The sequence below is a fragment of the Streptomyces sp. NPDC093097 genome, assembly GCF_044754325.1.
GTDB lineage: Bacteria > Actinomycetota > Actinomycetes > Streptomycetales > Streptomycetaceae > Streptomyces.
The window spans coordinates 206,228-223,193 of sequence record NZ_JBIVOW010000012.1 but is presented as its reverse complement, the minus strand read 5'-3'; the positions used below and the strand labels follow the sequence as shown (position 1 = coordinate 223,193).

Sequence of the window (16,966 nt, the reverse complement as noted above, 5' to 3'; positions counted from 1 at the left end):
GCGAACGGGGGGCCATGGAGATCCGTCAGCTGCGCTACTTCCTCACCGTGGCGGAGGAACTGCACTTCGGCCGCGCCGCCGAGCGTCTGCACATCGTGCAGTCCGCGGTCAGCCAGCAGCTCCGCCGGCTCGAACGGGAGCTGGGCACCGAGCTGTTCACCCGCTCCACCCGCGTCGTCCGCCTCACCGCGGCCGGCGACCGGCTCGTGCCGTACGCCAGGGAGATGCTCGCCCTCCAGGCCCGCGCCCGCGAAGCCCTCGACGAACTGCGCGCCGAACAGGCCGCGACGGTGCGGCTCGGCACCAGCTCCGGACTGGGTACCTGGTTGGACGCCGTACTCGCCGCGTTCACCCGCCTCGCCGGCCACGCCCAGCTCGAACTCGTCACCGGCGCCACGGACGACCGCCTGGCGCAGGTGCGCACCGGCGAGCTGGACGCCACCCTGCTGCGCGGTGAACGCACCGACCCCGGGCTGGAGTTCCTCCCCCTCTGGCAGGACGAGGTGCGGGCGGCCCTGCCCGCAGGACATCCCCTCGCGGCACGGGACACCGTCGAGCTGGCCCACCTCGCCGACCTGCCGCTGCGGCTCTCCCCGCCCTCCCGCAACCCCGCGCTGCACGGCCTGGTCCTGCGCTCCTGCCGCGAGGCCGGCTTCGAGCCCGTCCTGGGACCGGAGTTCACCAACGCGCAGGACACCCTGGCCGCCATCGGCTACGCCAAACCGTCCTGGACGGTCTTCTACGCCCCGCACGCCGCCCAACTCCCCGTTCCCGGCGTGGTGTTCCGCCCCCTGACCGGCCCGACCCCCGTCATGCGGACCTACCTCGCCGTACGCGGCGACCCACCCCGGGCGGGCCTGCGCGCCCTGATAGAGGCGTGCTACGAGGCCGTCGAGCACGGCCCGGAGACTGGCATCGGCAAGGGTCTGTTGTGAAAGTGCTGGTCACAGCCGTTCGTTGAGGACTGCGACCAGTACGGTCGCCTCGTAGCGGACCGCGAGGTTGTCCTACCTCGTGGCTACCGACCGGTGGTGCTTGAGGCGGTTGCGGACGCGGTCCGTCGGGACCGGGATCGTGGCTTTGATCCCGCGTCTGCGCAGGTAGGCGCGATTGCTGCGGGAGTCGTACGCCTTGTCGGCCCGGACCAGGTCCGGCCGTTTGCGCGGCCTGCCGACCCCGAGCCGGGGCACCCGGATCGCTTCCAGGACCGACTCGAACTGAGGCGAATCACCCCGCTGTCCGGCGGTGATCACCACCGATAGCGGCTTCTGACCCTGCTCGACGTCCGGGTCCGCCACCGTATGCCGTCTATCAGCTGCCGTCGCGTCCGTACCGGCGGACGGCCCGACGTGATGCCCCGCGGCAACGGCGGCTCAAGTCGGGCCCACTGGCCGCTCGTCAGATCCCCACGTCCCACCGGACATGATCACCAACGATCGAGATCAACTTTCGTAAACAGACCCTGGTCGGCCTACGCGGTTGTGGCGATGCCGCCGTCGACGGGGATCACGGTGCCTGTTACGTATGCGCCTGCCCGGCTGGCGAGGAACACGGCGACACCCGCCATGTCGTCGTCGCGGCCGATCCGGCGTAGTGGGGCCGACGCCGCGATCGCCTCGCCGAACTCATCGAGGGTTGCAGCCATCATCGTCGACGGGAACGGTCCCGGCGCCACGGCGTTCACGGTGACGTGCTGCGGTCCGAGTTCCTTGGCGAGCACTCTGGTGAGTTGATGCAGTGCGGCCTTGCTGCTGGAGTACGAGTAGTTGGGCCGCTGGGGGATGTGGATGGCGGCGATGCTGCCGATGTTGATGATCCGCGCGGGATCGTCGGCGGTGCCCGCCCTGCGAAGTGCGGGCAGCAGCGCCTGGACCAGCCAGAACGGCGACTTCAGGTTGAGGTCGACGACCGTGTCCCAGGCCGCGTCTGGGAACGTCGCCAGCGGCTCGTCCCAGATGGCGCCCGCGTTGTTGACGAGGATGTCGAGACGCTCCGAGTCGGCGGTGACAAGGTCGGACAGCCGCCGACACTCGTCGTGGCGGGACAGGTCGGCGGGAATGGCCCGCACCTCACCAAATTTGGACAGCTGTTCCTGCGCCTGAGCGCACGCTTCCGCATTGCGTGAGCTGATGACCACGCGGACGCCCGCCTGGAGAAGGCCACGCGCGATCATCATTCCGATGCCTCGGGTGCCACCGGTGACGAGCGCGCGCTTTTCACCCAGATCGAAAAGTTCTGCATGCGTGGTGAATTGGTTGTCTACCACGTGCCGCCTTCCAGTTGATCGTGCGGGATGACGCGTCGACGCGTTGGGTGTTCGGTTCAGCTGTCTCAACGCTATGGCCCTGGAGCGCACTCCAAGCAAGCGGATCCCGGTCCCGACGGACCGCGTCCGCAACCGCCTCAAGCGCGGATCGCGAGGCGGACGGCCGCCCAAGTCCGACAAGGACGACTGCGAGCAGCGGCACGCGGTCGAGTGCGGGATCAACCGCCTCAAGCACCACCGGGCGGTAGCCACGAGGGAGGACAACCTCGCGGTCCGCTACGAGGCGACCGTGCTGGTCGCAGTCCTCAACGAACGGCTGTGACCAGCACTTTCACAACAGGCCCTGGGCGCTCCCGGTCGACGGCCGGCAGGAACGCCCGCTGATGGGGTGGAGGGCCTCGCGCAGGGTGCGTACCTGGTCGGTGAGGTTGTGTTCGCTGATGCGGGCCTGGGGGAAGAGGAGGTCGAAGCCGTGGACGGCGCCGGGGACCTGGACGAGTTCGGTGGTGACGCCGGCGGCGGACAGGCGTGCGGCGTAGTCGCGGCCCTCGTCGCGCAGCGGGTCGATCTCGGCCACGGCGATGTAGGTGGGCGGTAGGCCGCTGAGGTCGGTGGCGCGGACCGGGGAGGCGTACGGGTCGGCGTGGCTGTCCTTCGCGTAGTACTGCACGGCCAGTTCCATCGCGGCCCGGTTGAGGACCGGGGTATCGGTGAACTCCCGTGCCGAGGCGCTGGTGAGGCTGCTGTCCACACCGGGGTAGGTCAGGGACTGGAAGAGCAGGTGCGGGCCTGCCTGGTCGCGGGCGCGGAGCACGGTGGAGGCGGCGAGGTTCCCGCCGGCGCTGCCGCCGGCCACCGCGATGCGGGTGCGGTCTCCGCCGAGTTCGGCCGGGTTGTCGGCGATCCAGGTCAGGGCGGCGTAGACGTCGTCGGCTGCGGCCGGGTAGGGGTGTTCGGGGGCGAGGCGGTAGTCGACGGAGACGACGACGGCGTGGGCGTCGCGGGCGTAGCGCAGGGAGCGTCCCTCTTCGGCCTCGGGAGATCCGTAGGTGAAGGCGCCGCCGTGCACGTAGAGGATCATCGGCAGGTCTTCGGTGGTGTCGGGTCGGTAGACGCGCAGTCGCAGTTGTCCTGCGGGGCCGGGGATGTACAGGTCTCGCACCGTGACCTGGTCGTCGACGGGGGTGTCGGGGTGTGCGCGCAGCAGTGCGTAGCGCTGGGGGTCGGCGAGGACGGCGTCCAGGCCGTGGACGGGGAAGACGCCGGTGTCGGCGGTGTCGAGCAGGGTCTGGATCTCGGGATCGACAGCGGGGACAGACATGGCTCGATGGCCACCTTCCGGGGGTTCGACCGGGTGCTGACCGGCCTGTTGGGCGGAACTGATCTCAGTCTGTGCCACTCACGAGTGGCACAGAAGTGGCCCGAGAGTCACTATGTGCAACTATCGGGCCATGACTGTTGCGACACCGCACCAGGTGGCCGTCCTCGCCCTCGCACCGGTGGTGGCCTTCGACCTGAGCATCCCGGCCCAGATGCTGGCCGCGGTCGAAACCCGCGCGGGCACTGCGGCCTACGAGGTGCGCACCCTCACCCCGGACGGCTCCCCCGTACCGACGGTGAACGGGTACGGCATCACGCCCCAGGGCGACCTGTCCCTGCTGGAGCACGCCGACACGGTGATCGTGGCCGGCACCCGCTGCCCGGAGGTACTGGACGCCGGCGCGGTGGACGCCTCCGTCGCCGAGACGCTGCGCCGTGCGGTCCGGCGCCGCGCCCGCGTGGTGTCCCTGTGCACCGGCTCGTTCGTCCTCGCGGCCGCCGGCCTGCTGGAGGGCCGCCGGGCCGCGACCCACTGGCGCTACGCGCAGCAGTTCAGGCGGCTCTTCCCCGCAGTCGACCTCGACACCGACCCGCTGTACATCGCCGACCGCGGGATCCTGACGTCGGCCGGCGGCGCGGCCGCCATCGACCTGTGCCTGCACCTGGTCCGGGAGGACCACGGCAGTTCCGTGGCGAACCGGGTGGCGCGGTACAACGTCGTCGCGCCCATGAGAGACGGAGGGCAGGCACAGTACATCGAGCACCCGGTCCGGGAGGACGCGGGCACCTCGACGGCCGGGGCGCGGACGTTGATGGCGGAACACCTGGACCGGCGGCTGTCCCTCAAGGACCTCGCGGCCCACTGCCACATGAGCGTACGGACCTTCACCAGGCGCTTCCGGCAGGAGACCGGGCTCTCCCCGGCCGAATGGCTCGCCTCGGCCCGCCTGGCACACGTACGCCATCTGCTGGAGTCGACCGAACTGCCCGTTGACGACATCGCCGCCAGGGCCGGCCTGGGCAGCGGCACCAACCTGCGGCAACATATGCGCACCGCCCTGGACACCACCCCGTCCGCCTACCGGAGGGCGTTCCGCTCGGCCACCACTGCCTGCGCACCGCCCCTCTCCGAGGACCAGCGGGACCGGTCCGCGGGCATGTGACGCCGTTCGGCGCGGACTCCACGATCGCGCGAACGCGACGGGATTTGCTAGCCGAAGGCCGAGGCGGTCGGGGAGGTCCAGAACGTCACTGTCGGCCCGTAGGAGCCGTCCTCCTCGTCGCTCACCGCGACCGTGATCTCCCGGTCGCGGTAGCGCGCGGACAGGATTCCCTGCCAGCACTCACCCAGAGCCAGCGCGAGTTGGGGCAGTTCCTCCCCGAGCCGATCGTCACCCGCCAAGGGGGTGTTGCTGAAAATTCCCCACAACTCGACGTGGTTGACCACCGTTTCGATACGGCGCCGATCGCCTTCCAGGTTCGTGAACCAGTCGTCGACCGTGTCCTGACCGAAGTGTTCCTTGAGGAATACGCAGCCACGGTAGTCAACGGTCTCGGGGCAGAACAGCCAGGCCGCGGCCAGGACGAAACGCAGACCACCCTCGAAGTCGAGGTAGTTGTCCGGTGAGAGGTTCTCATCCTTCCAGTCGGTGCGCCATTGCCGGAAGAACGCCGGCAGTTCACGCTCGGACCACGACGGTTTTCTGCTGCTCACCGGATCTCCCGGGGGGAATGCGACGCACACCTTTCTTGATGGGCGTACGAAGACTTCACCGGAGACAAGCTCTCAATGAGCACAAGCTCTCCATGAGTACTTCCCACGCGCCGTCGATCACGCCGCACCCCCCTCAGGAATTCCCTTAAGCCCCCGACATGCTCTGGTACGTCACGAACAGGAACCAGAGGACCGGTATCAACGCCCCAAGGGCGGCCGGGCGTCGGTACAGCGGTGTCCCGGGATCGAGTTGGGGGCCCGGCTGGCCCGGGATCGGGGGTTGGAGCTTGCTCAGTTTGACCCGGACGACGAGGTTCCACAGGAGCGTGAAGGGAGTGAAGAGGAAGAGGGAGAACGGGCTCCACCATCCCTGCCAGAGCGTCTTGCCTGTCATCTCGCGGCACAGGGCGAGGCCGCAGTTGCGGCAGAAGGGGCCCTTCATGCTCAGGAACCGCATGACGATGAGGATGCCCTGGTGGCCGCGCACGGTGATGTCCGCGGCCGGCACGGCACCGCAGAACCGGCAGCCCGCATGCTGCGGTTGCGGCGCCGGCGGAAACGGCGCGGGATGGCCCTGGTAGCCCTGCTGGCCCTGCTGGCCTTGGTTCCAGGCGGGGGCGGGAGGTTGGCCCCAGGCGGCAGGGGGCTGGGGTTGCGGCTGACCCCAGGCGGCGGGTTGGCCGGGCTGCGGGTGCGGCGGCTGGTAGGGCTGGCCGGGTTGCGGCTGCGGAGCCTGGTACGGCGCAGGCTGAGGTTGCGGCGGAGTCGTCAACGTATGTCCCCCGTATGTGCATCAATGCAAACAGAAAGCGCGTGCTCGCTGTTGGAACGCAAGCACGCCAGCCTTGTGTTTATCACAGAGGGTGAGCGACAGGAAAAGTCACGGTGTTGCCGTGGGGCGGGAGGGCAGTGTCAACACGATCAACACGCCGGTCGGTTGCGGAGGTTGGCGGACGGGCCGTCTAGCTCGCCCGGGCCCAGGCGTATCGGTGTTCCGGGCGGCCGGTGTCGCCGTATTTGAGGGTGAGGCTGATGTGGCCGGTGCGTTCGAGGTGTTTGAGGTAGCGCTGGGCGGTGGAGCGGCTGACGCCGGCGCGTTCGGCGACCTCATGGGCGGAGAGCGGCAGTCCCGCCTCGTCCAGGATGCGGCGGATCAGGTCGACGGTCGCGGCCGAGTGGCCCTTGGGGAGTTCGGAGTGCGGGGAGTCCGGGGTGCGGAGCGCGGCGAAGATCCGGTCCACCTGTTCCTGGCCGGCCTCGCCCCGGCCGCCGACGCCCTCGACGGTCCGGCGCAGCGCGGCGTAGGCGTCCAGTTTGGCGCGCAGCCCCGAGAAGCCGAACGGCTTGACCAGGTACTGCAGGGCGCCGTAGCGCATCGCGGCCTGCACGGTGGCCACGTCCCGGGCCGCGGTCACCATGATGACGTCGCTGTGGTGGCCCATCTGGCGCAGCCGCCGCACCAGGGTCAGGCCGGTCTCGTCCGGCAGGTAGTGGTCCAGCAGCACCAGATCGACGGGGAGGCGCTCCAGCGTGGCCAGGGCCTGGGCCGCGGTGTGGGCGCGTCCGACGACCCGGAAGCCGGGCACCTGGGAGACATATGCGGCGTTGATCTCCGCGACACGGAAGTCGTCGTCCACGACAAGGACATCGATCACGGTGACTCTCCTGTGGCCGTGAGCTGACAGACGGGCGGTCGGCGCGTAGCGCCGTCATTGGGGGTGGAGGTCGGGTGGCGGGAGGGCGGTCGGCGCGTAGCGCCGTCATCTGGGGGTGGCGGGAGGGCGGGCAGGAGGCGGTCGGCCGCGAGGTGGTCGGGGGCCAGCGCCTCGGGCAGGACGACGGTGAAGACGGCGCCGCCGCCGGCGCGGGCGGTGACCCGCGCCATCCCGCCGTAGCGCTCGGAGAGTCGGCGTACCAGTGCCAGGCCGATGCCCCGGCCCCGGGAGACGACGGTGGCGCTCTTGGTGGACCAGCCCTCGGCGAAGATCTGCTCGCGTTTCTCCGGTGGGACGCCCGGTCCGGTGTCGCTGATCCGGAGGACCGCGGTGGTGCCCTCGGCGCGCAGTTCCACCTCGACGAACGGTTCGGTGCGGGGGCACTCGGCGGTGGCGTCCAGGGCGTTGTCGATGAGGTTGCCCAGGACGGTGACCAGGTCGCGGGGGTCGACCACGGCGTCCGGCAGCAGCGTGTTCGGCGACATCCGCAGGGAGACGCCGCGTTCGGCGGCGATCGCGGCCTTGCCGACCAGCAGTGCGGACAGCAGCGGGTCGTGCACCCGCTCGGCGATCTGCTCCGCGGACGCCCGGTGGGCGCTGGCCACCTCGGCGACGAACTCCACCGCCATGTCGTACCGGCCCAGTTCGAGCAGTCCGCGCACCGTGTGCAGTTGGTTGGCGTGCTCGTGGTCCTGGGCGCGCAGCGCGTCCAGCAGGCCCTGGGTGCTGTCCAGCTCCCGGCCCAGCAGTTCCAGTTCGGTGCGGTCCCGCAGGGTCACCACCGCGCCGCCGTCCCGGGTCGGGACGCGGTTGGCCACCAGCACCCGGCCGCCGCTGATGGCCAGCAGGTCGCTGCCGGCCACCCGGCCCGCCAGCACGTCGGTGGTCCGGCCCGGCGGCAGCACCTCGTCCAGGGCGCGGCCGGCGGGGTCGGCGTCGAGGCCCAGCAGCCGCCCCGCCTCGTCGTTGACCAGCCGGATCCGGCCCCGCCGGTCGAAGGCCACCACCCCCTCCCGGATGCCGTGCAGCATCGCCTCGCGCTCGTCCAGGAGCGCCGAGATGTCGGCGGTGGCGACCCCGTGTGTACGGCGGCGCAGGCTGCGGGCGACGACCACCGCGGCCAGCACACCGGCCGCCAGCGCCGCGCCGGCGTACCGCAGCAGGCCGGGGATGGCGCGCAGCAGCAGTCCGTGCACGCTGTCGTAGGCGATGCCGACCGAGACCGCGCCGATGATGCGGCCGCCGCCGTCGCGCAGCGGCACCTTCGCGCGGGCCGAGCGGCCCAGCGTGCCGGTGTCGATCTGGCGGACCTCCTGGCCGGCCAGGGTCCGGCTGGGGTCGGTGGAGACGTGCTGGCCGATCTCGGCGACGTTGGTGTGCGACCAGCGGACCCCGCGGGTGTCCATGACCACGATGTAGAGCGCCCCGGTGGACCGCCGGATGCGTTCGGCGGTGGACTGCACCGGGCCGTGTACGGCCGGTGCGGTCGTCCGGAGGTTGCGGGCCAGGTCCGGGTCGGCCGCCGCGGTCTCGGCGATGGCCAGTGCCCGGCGCATCGCCTGGTCGTCCAGGGCGTGGCTCAGCGGGGCCAGGAACAGCCCGGTGGCCAGCACCATCACGCCGGTGGTGATGGCCAGTTGCGCGGTCAGGACCTGTGCGAAGACGCGACGGGGCCAGTGGATCCGCATGCGGTCCCCCTTGTCTCGGCCGCCCTCCGCGGATGTGCGGAACGGACACTTCTCGTTTCTGACGCTGCCTGTTGATCTGGTGTCCACGCAACGTAAGCCGCCGTGGGCGCGCTGCCCAGCCCCTGGCGAACCTTTGCTGTTCTAGCGTGAGCAAAATGGGCACAACAGGGTTTGCGCGCAGAAAGACGGGTTGCGCCCACAAGGCTGCCGCTGTGGCCCGGCTCACTCCTAGCCTCCCGGTCCATGAACAGCCATACGAGCCCCGCCATCGAGCTGCGGGGAGCGAGCAAGACCTTCCGCACCCCCTCGGGCGGTCTGCACACCGCCGTCCGGGATCTGGACCTGACCGTGGGCCGCGGCGAGTTCGTCGCCGTGGTGGGGCCCACGGGCTGCGGTAAGTCCACCACCCTGACCCTGGTCAGCGGGCTTACGGAGCCCACCGAGGGTGAGGTGCTGGTCGCCGGTGAGCCGGTCCGCGGCATCGGCGACAAGGTCGGCTTCGTCTTCCAGCAGGACGCCGTCTTCCCCTGGCGCACCGTGCTCTCCAACGTCATGGCCGGCCCCCGCTTCCGCGGTGTCCCCAAGCCCGAGGCCAGGGAGCGGGCCCGGGAGTGGCTCGCCCGGGTCGGTCTGGCCGCCTTCGAGGACCGCTATCCGCACCAGCTCTCCGGTGGCCAGCGCAAGCGCGTGGCGCTCGCCGCGACCTTCGTCAACGACCCCGAGATCCTGCTGATGGACGAGCCGTTCTCCGCGCTCGACGTGCAGACCCGGGCCCTGATGTCCGACGAGCTCCTGGACCTGTGGTCCGGGACCGGTGCCTCCGTCGTCTTCGTCACCCACGACCTGGAGGAGTCCATCGCGCTGGCCGACAAGGTCGTGGTGATGACCGCGGGCCCGGCCACCGTCAAGGAGGTCTTCGCCATCGACCTGCCGCGGCCCCGTCGGGTCGAATCGGTGCGGCTGGAGCCGCGGTTCCTCGAGATCTACCGGGAGATCTGGGCCTCGCTCGGCGAAGAGGTCCGCATCACCCGCGAAAGGGGTGCCGCCCATGTCGCCTGAGACCGTCACCGCAGCGGCCACCGTCAAGGACGGCACCGCGGGGGAGCGCAGCCAGGCCCGTGCCCGGGCCGCCCGCAACCGCAAGGCCCTGGTCTACGGCGCCCGCGCCGCGCTCCTGGTCGGACTGCTCGCCCTGTGGGAGTCGCTGGCCCGGGCCGGCGTCATCGACCCGTTCAACTTCTCCATGCCGTCGAAGATCTGGAACCAGATCACCCAGTGGGCGCTCAACGGCACTCCGCAGGGCAATCTGTGGGAGCAGATCTGGTACACGCTCTACGAAGCGCTGCTCGGCTGGGTCATCGGCGTCCTCGGCGGTGTCGTGCTGGGCATCGCGCTCGGCCGGATCCGCTTCCTGGCCGATGTGCTCGGCCCGTACATCAAGGTCCTCAACGCGCTGCCGCGGATCGTCCTCGCGCCGATCTTCCTGATCTGGTTCGGCCTCGGGCCGGCCTCCAAGGTGGCCTCGGCCGTCGTCCTGGTCTTCTTCCCGGTGTTCTTCAACGCCTTCCAGGGGGCCCGCGAGGTGGACCGCAACCTGGTGGCCAACTCCCGCATCCTGGGCGCCAGCAACCGTCAGGTCACCCTCCAGGTCGTCATCCCCTCCGCCACCTCCTGGATCTTCACCAGCCTGCACGTCAGCTTCGGCTTCGCGCTGATCGGCGCCATCGTCGGCGAGTACATCGGCGCGACCAAGGGTCTGGGCCTGCTGGTGTCGGCCTCCCAGGGCACCTTCAACGCCGCCGGTGTCTACGCCGCCATGGTGATCCTCGCCGTGGTCGCCCTGCTCGCCGAGGGGCTGTTGGCCTTCCTCGAAAAGCGGCTCTTCCGCTGGAAGCCGGCCGACGCCGGCGACGGCCGCTGACTCAAAGCCCGCACCGCCTCACCTCACAAGGACGTGACATGCGCACCCAGCTCAGGATCCCGGCCGCCCTCGCCGCCGCCGCGCTCGCCCTCACCGGCCTGACCGCCTGCGGCGGTTCGTCCTCCGGTGCGTCCGACGACGCCAAGGACGGCAAGGTCAAGATCATGGTGGGCGGCCTGGACAAGGTCATCTACCTCCCGGCCAGACTCACCCAGCAGCTCGGCTACTTCAAGGCCGAGGGCCTGGACGTCACCCTGCTCACCGAACCGGCCGGGGTCCAGGCCACCACCTCCCTGATCTCCGGTGACGTCCAGGGCGTCGTCGGCTTCTACGACCACACCCTCGACCTCCAGGCCAAGGGCAAGCAGGTCGAGTCGGTGGTGCAGCTCGCCCAGACGCCCGGTGAGGTCGAGGTGGTCTCCAACAAGGCCGCCGGTGAGCTGACTTCCCCGAAGGACTTCAAGGGCAAGAAGCTCGGCGTCACCGGCCTGGGCTCGTCCACCGACTTCCTCACCAAGTACCTGGCGGTCAAGAACGGTGTGAAGACCGAGGAGTTCACCCCGGTCGCGGTCGGCGCCGGCCAGACCTTCCTCTCCGCCCTGGAGCAGGGCTCCATCCAGGGCGGGATGACGACCGACCCGACCGTCGCGCAGGTCGTCAACAAGAAGATCGGCAAGGTGCTGGTCGACATGCGCACCCCCGAGGGCTCCAAGGAGGCGCTCGGCGGCCTCTACCCGTCCTCCAGCCTCTACATGAACACCGACTGGGTGAACAGCCACAAGGACACCGTCCAGAAGCTCGCCAACGCCTTCGTCAAGACCCTCAAGTGGATGTCCGCCCACACCCCCGAGGAGATCGCCGCGAAGATGCCGGCGGACTACGCGCAGGGCGGCAAGGAGCTCTACGCCCAGGCCATCAAGGACACCCTGCCGATGTTCACCAAGGACGGCGTGATGCCGGCCGACGGACCGGACACCGTCCAGCGCGTCCTGAAGGCGTTCAACCCCAACCTCAAGAACGCCTCGCTCGACCTGACGAAGACCTACACCACGGAGTTCGTCAAGAAGTGAGCGCCGCCCGCGAGTTGGCGGTGTGACCCGCCGGGATCAGGTGCGGAACCCCATGTGCACATGGTCCCGGTGGGTGTCGTCCGAGAAGAACTGGCCGGGCGCCCCGCCCGACAGCCGCACCGGCCCGCCGACGTTGTACGACCCGGCGGCCGCCGCCGCCCGCATGAACGACTCGACGAGGTGCCGGGGCGTCGCCGGATCGACCACCGGGCGCCCGTCGATCCGCCACACGTCGACCGCCCGTCCGCGCGGGTGGTCACTGGGCCGGTCGGTCCCGAAGACGTTCAGCGGGTGCCCGGACCGCAGCACGCTCACCGCCATCCGGTGCTTTTCCGCCAGCTCCAGCAGCGCCTCCAGCACGCTGTCGTGCACCGCGCCGCTGCGCACGTCCGCGTCCGCGGCCGGCGGCAGTTCGATCCGCGGACCGGTCGCCAGCACCCGCTTCGCCGCGGTGCTCGGCGTCGCCGACGGCGGCCCCGGCCGCGCCGGGTGCAACGCGGTCACCGTCCACTTCGGCCGCGCCCGGCGCAGCCGTACGTCCACCGTCGTCCCGCCTCCGACCACCGTGCCGTCGGCCCGTCGCACCCACTGCCGGCACACCACCAGCACGCTCGCGGAATCCGCCAGGATTCCCCCGTACTGGGCGTTCACCACCTCCAGCACCGCCTCCGTGCCGCCGGGGCGCAGCGCCCCCGCCTGGTCGACGAGCGACGGCGTCAGGCCCAGTGCCTCGACGCGGGCCATCGCCGCGTCCCGTTCGCCGGCCGGCCAGGCCCCGATCGCCCGGACCAGTTCCACGGCCCGCTCTTTCACCTCCGGCCGCACGTCCCCCGGGCTCGGCCGCCACCGCGCGGGCTCCGGCAGGCGCGACGCCGTCCCTGTCGCGGTCGGCCGCGCCGCTCCCGTCCCGCCGCCCGCGCATCCGGCGGTCCCCAACAGCACGGCCGGCGCCGCCACCAGCACCGTCCGCCGCCGCGGCCGCCCGCCGCTCCCGTCCCGCCTGCCTGTACCCGCACCACCCGTACCGAGGACCCTCATACGAAGTTGACCTCCCCCCGCGCCAGCAGCGGATCCTCCGCCAACTGCCACAGCGGTACGGCGTAGTTGCCCCGTCCGTAGCGGCCGCCGAAGTGCAGTCCGAGGACGCGGTGGTCGGTGAGGTCGAAGACCGGTGAGCCGCTGTTGCCGCCCAGGGTCGAGCAGTCGTGGCGCATCACGTTCCCTTCCTGTTCCAGCCCGGTGCTCCTGCCGGGCTGGAGGCGCTTGACGTTGTAGACGTCCATGAAGATCCGGCGCATGGACTCCGGTTCGCCGCGGCGGCCGTCCCAGACCGGGTAGCCGACGCAGTAGACGGGGTGTCCGGGGAGGTCCGGCGGTGCGTCCGCGGCGACGGCCAGGGGAGTGGGCAGCGCACTGCCGCCGAGGTACGGGGCGATCCGCAACAGGGCCAGATCGACGTCCTCATGGATCCCCAGGATCTCGGTGACCTCGTACGACGGTCCGCCGTCGGATGGTTCGGAACCGTCGCCGCCGTCCTCGCCCATGTCGAGGGCGGCGCCCAGTCCCTGTCGGAACACCCACGCGCCGTCCGCGCGCCGGGCGAACTCCACCGCCACATGGCGGTTGGTCATCACCGTCTCCGGTCCGACCAGGAAACCGGTCCCCAGCCAGTCCAGGCTCACGTGCCCGGAGACCTCCAACCGGCCGACCCGGGCCAGGGACTGCCGGATCGCCGCCCGATGGGAGTCCAGCACCGCCCAGTCGCCCGGTTGCGGGGCGAAGTCCTGGCGCTCGACGAGGATCGCCGGCCGGCCCGCCCACAGGACGACGGCCCCCACCCCGAAGGACTCCTCGTCGCCGAGCTCGTCGCCGCGCCCCGCCGCGAGCTTGTCCAGGCCGTTGGCGCCGGCCGCCAGGACCCGGGTGCGCTCCTGCCGGGCGTCCCGTGAGAGCTGACCGGCCGGCCGCTCCTCCGCGGGCAGGCTCGCTGCGGATTCGGGCTCCTCCCAGGAGAGGTGGTCGCGCACCCGCGCGGCCACCGCGTGCAGATCGGAGAAGACCAGCTCGGGGCCGGTCGCCACCGGTGATCGGCTCCGGTTGTCCATCGCGTCCTCCTCGCTCGGGTCCTCGACGGACTCGGCCGCCTCCGGCCGGGCGCGCCCAACTCCGCCCGCCGGACGCCCGGTTGGCGCGGCGCCCCGTGAACATGCCGGCGGGCCCGGCCCTCCGGTGCGGCCCGTCGGAGGTCCGACCGGCCGCACCGGGAACGGGCCCGCGCCCCGGTGTCACCGTCCCGTCCGTCGGCGGTGTGACGACCGGGCCCGGCGGCCCGGGGCCGCACCTGCCGGGAGATCACTGGGAGGGGTAGATGTCCCCGCTCCGCATGGCGCTCTCCTGCTCGCTCCGGCTCTGCAGCCGACGGGACTTCTCCTGCAGCCGCTGCCGCTCCTTGGGATCGCTGGTGTGCTCCGCGGCGTCGGCCAGCTCCCGGGCCTTCTCCCGCATGTGCTCAAGGCGTTCCCGTACCTCGTCCGAACCCATGACCGCTCCCTCTCCTCCCGTGCCGATGTCCGGCGTTCCCGGGGGTGCCTGGTGCTCCGCCCGGCCCCGCCCCGGCCGGCGGCACGCGTGCCGGAAAGCCGCTGCTACCAGCGAATCAGGGCCCGCTCCCGTCGGCACCTCGAAGCGTCACCGTGCGCGAGATCGCCGGTACGCACAGGGAGCCGCGGCCGCGGAACGGAGCCGAGAGGGGGCGTCCGCGGAAGCGCATAATGGTGGCCATGTAGGGAACCTCCGGAGGTGGATCCCGTGGCCCCTCTCCTCCTTGTCCTGCTGCTGGTCCTGCTCTTCGTGGGCGCCGGTTTCCTGATGAAGCTGTTCTGGCTCGTCGCCGTCGCCCTGCTGGCCGTGTTCGTCATCGGCTTCCTGTTCCGTTCGTCGGGCCCGCGGGGCGGCCGGGGCCGCCGCCACACCTGGTAGGCGGATTCCGATGGCCGTCACCCAAGCCCGCACCGGCACCACCACCGCTGAGGCCATCGCCGGCGCTCCCTGCTGGGTGAGCCTGATGACCCACGACATGCGAGGCGCCCAGGACTTCTACGCGAAGGTCCTCGGCTGGAGCTTCCGCCCCGGTAGCCTCGGCGCCTTCGCCCTCGCGCTGGCCGACGGCCGGCCGGTCGCCGGGATCGGTGCCCTGGGCGCCGAATGGCACGTCCCCGTGGCCTGGACCCCGTACTTCGCCGTGGCGAGCGCCAACGACATCGCCGCCCGGATCCGCGAACGCGGCGCCACGCTCGCCGTCGGCCCGCTCGAAATGGGCAAGGGCCGCGCCGCGCTCGCCGCCGACCGGGATGGCGCGGTGTTCGGCCTGTGGGAGGGCCAGACGCTCTCCTGGGCCGTGGGGCAGGGCGGCGCACCGATGTGCCTGGAACTGCGCACCCGCGACGCCTTCGAGGCGGCGATCTTCTACGGGGAGGTCTTCGGCTGGGCCCCCGACCTGCCCGGCGGCTGCGACATCAGCTACGAGCACGACGAGGTGATGGTGCGCGACGAGGGCGGGCACACCGTGGCCGCGCTCCGCGGCGGCGGCGTCGAGGCCGCCCCCGACCCCCATGTCCGCCCGCGCTGGCACGTGTACTTCCCCGTGCACGACATCGAGCGGGTCACCACGGCCGCGGTGGCCGCCGGCGGCTTCGCGCTGCCGGTGACGCCGATGGTGGACGGCACCGGCTGCGAGGCCGTGATCCGCGACCCCCAGGGCGGCCTCTTCACCGTCGCCACCGCGCAGGACTGAGCCCGCCCGGCCGAACCGACACGCCCGGTCGCCGACTGGGCCCGCGGCGTGTCTCCACCGGATGGCCCGCCAGCGTTGGCGCGCGCCGTTAATAGGGACGTTGGCTGAACCTCAGCAGGCACAACCAGCACGCACAACGCCCGATGAGCGCCGGCGCCCGACGGTGCGGACGCTCTCACCTCGTTCAGTGGAGTCCCTACATGTCACCTGAACCAGCTCCTCGTGGGGGCCAAGCCGAGCCGCCCCCGACAGAGCACGGCGAACACGCCCCGCCCACCAGCCAAGAGAACGTCTCCTTCCGCACCCTGGTGTGGACCGCGGCCACCACGAGGCCGGTGGAGGAGGTCGCCGCCCTCGTGGAACTGCTCAAGCGCAGCGGCGAGGACCCCAACCCGGGAGACGAGGCCCTCCGGGTGGCGGCCATGAGCCGCCCGGTGAGCGAGGTCGGGCCGCTGCTCGCCCTGCTCAGCGAGGCCCCGCTCACCGCGGAGGCGAGCTACGAGGCGCTGCGTGCGGCGGCGGTCAGCAGATCCGTCGACGAGGTCGCCCAGCTGATCAGGCTGTTCGACCGGGCCCAGGAGGGCCGCGCCCGCGCCGGGGGACCGCAGTCCGGCGACGGTTCCCCCGGCGCCCCCGTCGACACCGCGGGCATGGCCACCACGACCCTGCCCACCGTCAACGACCCGTACGCCGACCGCTACGAGGACCCCTACGCGGAGCCGTACGTCGACCTCTACGCCGACCCCTACAGCCACCCGGGCCACGAGTACGGCTACCCGGCCCCGGGGCAGGCCGAGCCGGCCGATCCGGCGCCGCAGGACCCCTCCCATCAGGACACCCCGCCGCGTCCCCCGCGCGCCCCGTGGCCGGCGGCCAACGCGCCGCGCGGCGGCCACTGGCAGGACGCCGGGGAGCCGGGACGGCCGGGGCACGCGGTCGGCGGCGTCCTGCGCTCGGTGCTGCGCTGGCCGGCCGCCGCGGCGCTGGTCCTGTGCGGGCTCAGCCACCTGCCGATGGGGGTCGCGGGGAGCCATGGCGGCCCCTCGGACGTCATCTCGATGACCGTCGCCGCGGTGTACCTGCTGCTGGCCGGCTGCCTGGCGATGCGCGACACCGCCGCCGTCTGGACGGCCAGCGCCGCGGCCGCGGTCACCGTGATCGTCCTGCACGCGCTGTCCCGGGCCGGCGTCCTGGTGCCGCTGCGCAGCACCCTGGGCGACGGCTCGATGTGGCCGGAGCTGGCGGCGGTCGGACTGGCGATCCTCAGTGCCGGCCTGGCCGGTGCCGCACTGCTCCTGCGTCCGCGCCGGATGGCCCCCGTGGTGGCTGCCGTGTGAGCGGCGCCCGGACCAGCAGGCGGGGGGGGGGCGGCCGGGCGGCCGCCCCCCCCCCGGGGGGGGGCCCCCCCCCCGCGGGCCGCCCCCCCCCCCCCCCCGGCGGGAGGCGCGGGACCGCGAAGCGCGGGGGGGTGCGGCGGGG

The 16,966-nt window shown here is 71.8% G+C and carries 19 protein-coding genes; 9 read left to right on the top strand and 10 right to left on the bottom strand.

Annotated features, from left to right (window positions below):
• The first annotated feature begins 14 nt into the window (after positions 1-14).
• Positions 15-935 carry a LysR family transcriptional regulator gene (locus tag ACIQE0_RS21850; RefSeq protein ID WP_366330507.1) on the top strand — a complete coding sequence of 307 codons (921 nt, stop codon included), beginning with the start codon at positions 15-17 and terminating at the stop codon, positions 933-935.
• A gap of 72 nt (positions 936-1,007) precedes the next feature.
• On the opposite strand, the gene ACIQE0_RS21845 is transcribed toward ACIQE0_RS21850, so the two are convergent.
• Complete coding sequence (locus ACIQE0_RS21845; protein ID WP_402334644.1) at positions 1,008-1,298, bottom strand: transposase; 291 nt, start codon at positions 1,296-1,298, stop codon at positions 1,008-1,010.
• A gap of 173 nt (positions 1,299-1,471) precedes the next feature.
• The gene (locus ACIQE0_RS21840; protein ID WP_402334641.1) at positions 1,472-2,266 is read right to left on the bottom strand and encodes an SDR family oxidoreductase; all 795 of its coding nucleotides are present in this window, start codon (positions 2,264-2,266) and stop codon (positions 1,472-1,474) included.
• 73 nt (positions 2,267-2,339) lie between these two features.
• On the opposite strand from ACIQE0_RS21840, the gene ACIQE0_RS21835 reads away from it, so the two are divergent.
• Positions 2,340-2,588 carry a hypothetical protein gene (locus ACIQE0_RS21835; RefSeq protein ID WP_402334638.1) on the top strand — a complete coding sequence of 83 codons (249 nt, stop codon included), beginning with the start codon at positions 2,340-2,342 and terminating at the stop codon, positions 2,586-2,588.
• Between the two features lie 9 nt (positions 2,589-2,597).
• Here the strand turns inward: ACIQE0_RS21835 and ACIQE0_RS21830 are convergent, their stop codons facing one another.
• Entirely contained in the window at positions 2,598-3,587 is a 990-nt protein-coding gene (locus ACIQE0_RS21830) for an alpha/beta hydrolase (RefSeq protein ID WP_402334635.1), read from the bottom strand.
• 130 nt (positions 3,588-3,717) lie between these two features.
• Here ACIQE0_RS21830 and ACIQE0_RS21825 point away from each other — a divergent pair, with 130 nt between their 5' ends.
• The gene (locus ACIQE0_RS21825; RefSeq protein WP_366330503.1) at positions 3,718-4,749 is read left to right on the top strand and encodes an AraC family transcriptional regulator; all 1,032 of its coding nucleotides are present in this window, start codon (positions 3,718-3,720) and stop codon (positions 4,747-4,749) included.
• A gap of 47 nt (positions 4,750-4,796) precedes the next feature.
• On the opposite strand, the gene ACIQE0_RS21820 is transcribed toward ACIQE0_RS21825, so the two are convergent.
• The 4 genes from ACIQE0_RS21820 to ACIQE0_RS21805 form a co-directional block, all read right to left on the bottom strand.
• A complete protein-coding gene (locus ACIQE0_RS21820; protein ID WP_402334631.1) occupies positions 4,797-5,300 on the bottom strand; it encodes a hypothetical protein in 504 nt (167 codons plus the stop codon).
• Positions 5,301-5,445: 145 nt separating this feature from the next.
• Positions 5,446-5,808 carry a hypothetical protein gene (locus ACIQE0_RS21815; RefSeq protein ID WP_366330501.1) on the bottom strand — a complete coding sequence of 121 codons (363 nt, stop codon included), beginning with the start codon at positions 5,806-5,808 and terminating at the stop codon, positions 5,446-5,448.
• Positions 5,809-6,262: 454 nt separating this feature from the next.
• The gene (locus tag ACIQE0_RS21810; RefSeq protein ID WP_366330500.1) at positions 6,263-6,955 is read right to left on the bottom strand and encodes a response regulator; all 693 of its coding nucleotides are present in this window, start codon (positions 6,953-6,955) and stop codon (positions 6,263-6,265) included.
• Positions 6,952-8,703 carry an ATP-binding protein gene (locus ACIQE0_RS21805; RefSeq protein ID WP_402334627.1) on the bottom strand — a complete coding sequence of 584 codons (1,752 nt, stop codon included), beginning with the start codon at positions 8,701-8,703 and terminating at the stop codon, positions 6,952-6,954. The genes ACIQE0_RS21810 and ACIQE0_RS21805 overlap by 4 nt, the downstream gene beginning before the upstream one ends.
• 243 nt (positions 8,704-8,946) lie before the next feature.
• Between ACIQE0_RS21805 and ACIQE0_RS21800 the strand changes: the two genes are divergently transcribed.
• From ACIQE0_RS21800 to ACIQE0_RS21790, 3 genes are read left to right on the top strand one after another with little or no spacing between them, the layout of a single operon-like run.
• Positions 8,947-9,762: an ABC transporter ATP-binding protein gene (locus ACIQE0_RS21800; RefSeq protein ID WP_366330498.1), complete on the top strand. Its 816-nt coding sequence runs from the start codon at positions 8,947-8,949 to the stop codon at positions 9,760-9,762.
• The gene (locus tag ACIQE0_RS21795) at positions 9,752-10,624 is read left to right on the top strand and encodes an ABC transporter permease (RefSeq protein WP_402334624.1); all 873 of its coding nucleotides are present in this window, start codon (positions 9,752-9,754) and stop codon (positions 10,622-10,624) included. The genes ACIQE0_RS21800 and ACIQE0_RS21795 overlap by 11 nt, the downstream gene beginning before the upstream one ends.
• A gap of 38 nt (positions 10,625-10,662) precedes the next feature.
• Positions 10,663-11,694 carry an ABC transporter substrate-binding protein gene (locus tag ACIQE0_RS21790; protein ID WP_402334621.1) on the top strand — a complete coding sequence of 344 codons (1,032 nt, stop codon included), beginning with the start codon at positions 10,663-10,665 and terminating at the stop codon, positions 11,692-11,694.
• Between the two features lie 36 nt (positions 11,695-11,730).
• Here the strand turns inward: ACIQE0_RS21790 and ACIQE0_RS21785 are convergent, their stop codons facing one another.
• From ACIQE0_RS21785 to ACIQE0_RS21775, 3 genes are all read right to left on the bottom strand, one after another.
• Positions 11,731-12,492 carry a hypothetical protein gene (locus ACIQE0_RS21785; protein ID WP_402334618.1) on the bottom strand — a complete coding sequence of 254 codons (762 nt, stop codon included), beginning with the start codon at positions 12,490-12,492 and terminating at the stop codon, positions 11,731-11,733.
• A gap of 236 nt (positions 12,493-12,728) precedes the next feature.
• Positions 12,729-13,799 carry a serine protease gene (locus ACIQE0_RS21780; RefSeq protein ID WP_366330494.1) on the bottom strand — a complete coding sequence of 357 codons (1,071 nt, stop codon included), beginning with the start codon at positions 13,797-13,799 and terminating at the stop codon, positions 12,729-12,731.
• Between the two features lie 247 nt (positions 13,800-14,046).
• Positions 14,047-14,235 (bottom strand): DUF6381 family protein, encoded by a 189-nt coding sequence (locus tag ACIQE0_RS21775; RefSeq protein ID WP_366330493.1) that lies wholly within the window; start codon positions 14,233-14,235, stop codon positions 14,047-14,049.
• A 267-nt stretch (positions 14,236-14,502) separates the two neighbouring features.
• On the opposite strand from ACIQE0_RS21775, the gene ACIQE0_RS21770 reads away from it, so the two are divergent.
• The 3 genes from ACIQE0_RS21770 (at position 14,503) to ACIQE0_RS21760 (ending at position 16,824) form a co-directional block, all read left to right on the top strand.
• Complete coding sequence (locus ACIQE0_RS21770) at positions 14,503-14,673, top strand: hydrophobic protein (RefSeq protein ID WP_366330492.1); 171 nt, start codon at positions 14,503-14,505, stop codon at positions 14,671-14,673.
• Positions 14,674-14,683: 10 nt separating this feature from the next.
• Entirely contained in the window at positions 14,684-15,487 is an 804-nt protein-coding gene (locus ACIQE0_RS21765) for a VOC family protein (RefSeq protein ID WP_366330491.1), read from the top strand.
• A 200-nt stretch (positions 15,488-15,687) separates the two neighbouring features.
• Positions 15,688-16,824: a hypothetical protein gene (locus tag ACIQE0_RS21760; protein WP_366330490.1), complete on the top strand. Its 1,137-nt coding sequence runs from the start codon at positions 15,688-15,690 to the stop codon at positions 16,822-16,824.
• The last annotated feature ends 142 nt before the right edge of the window (positions 16,825-16,966 follow it).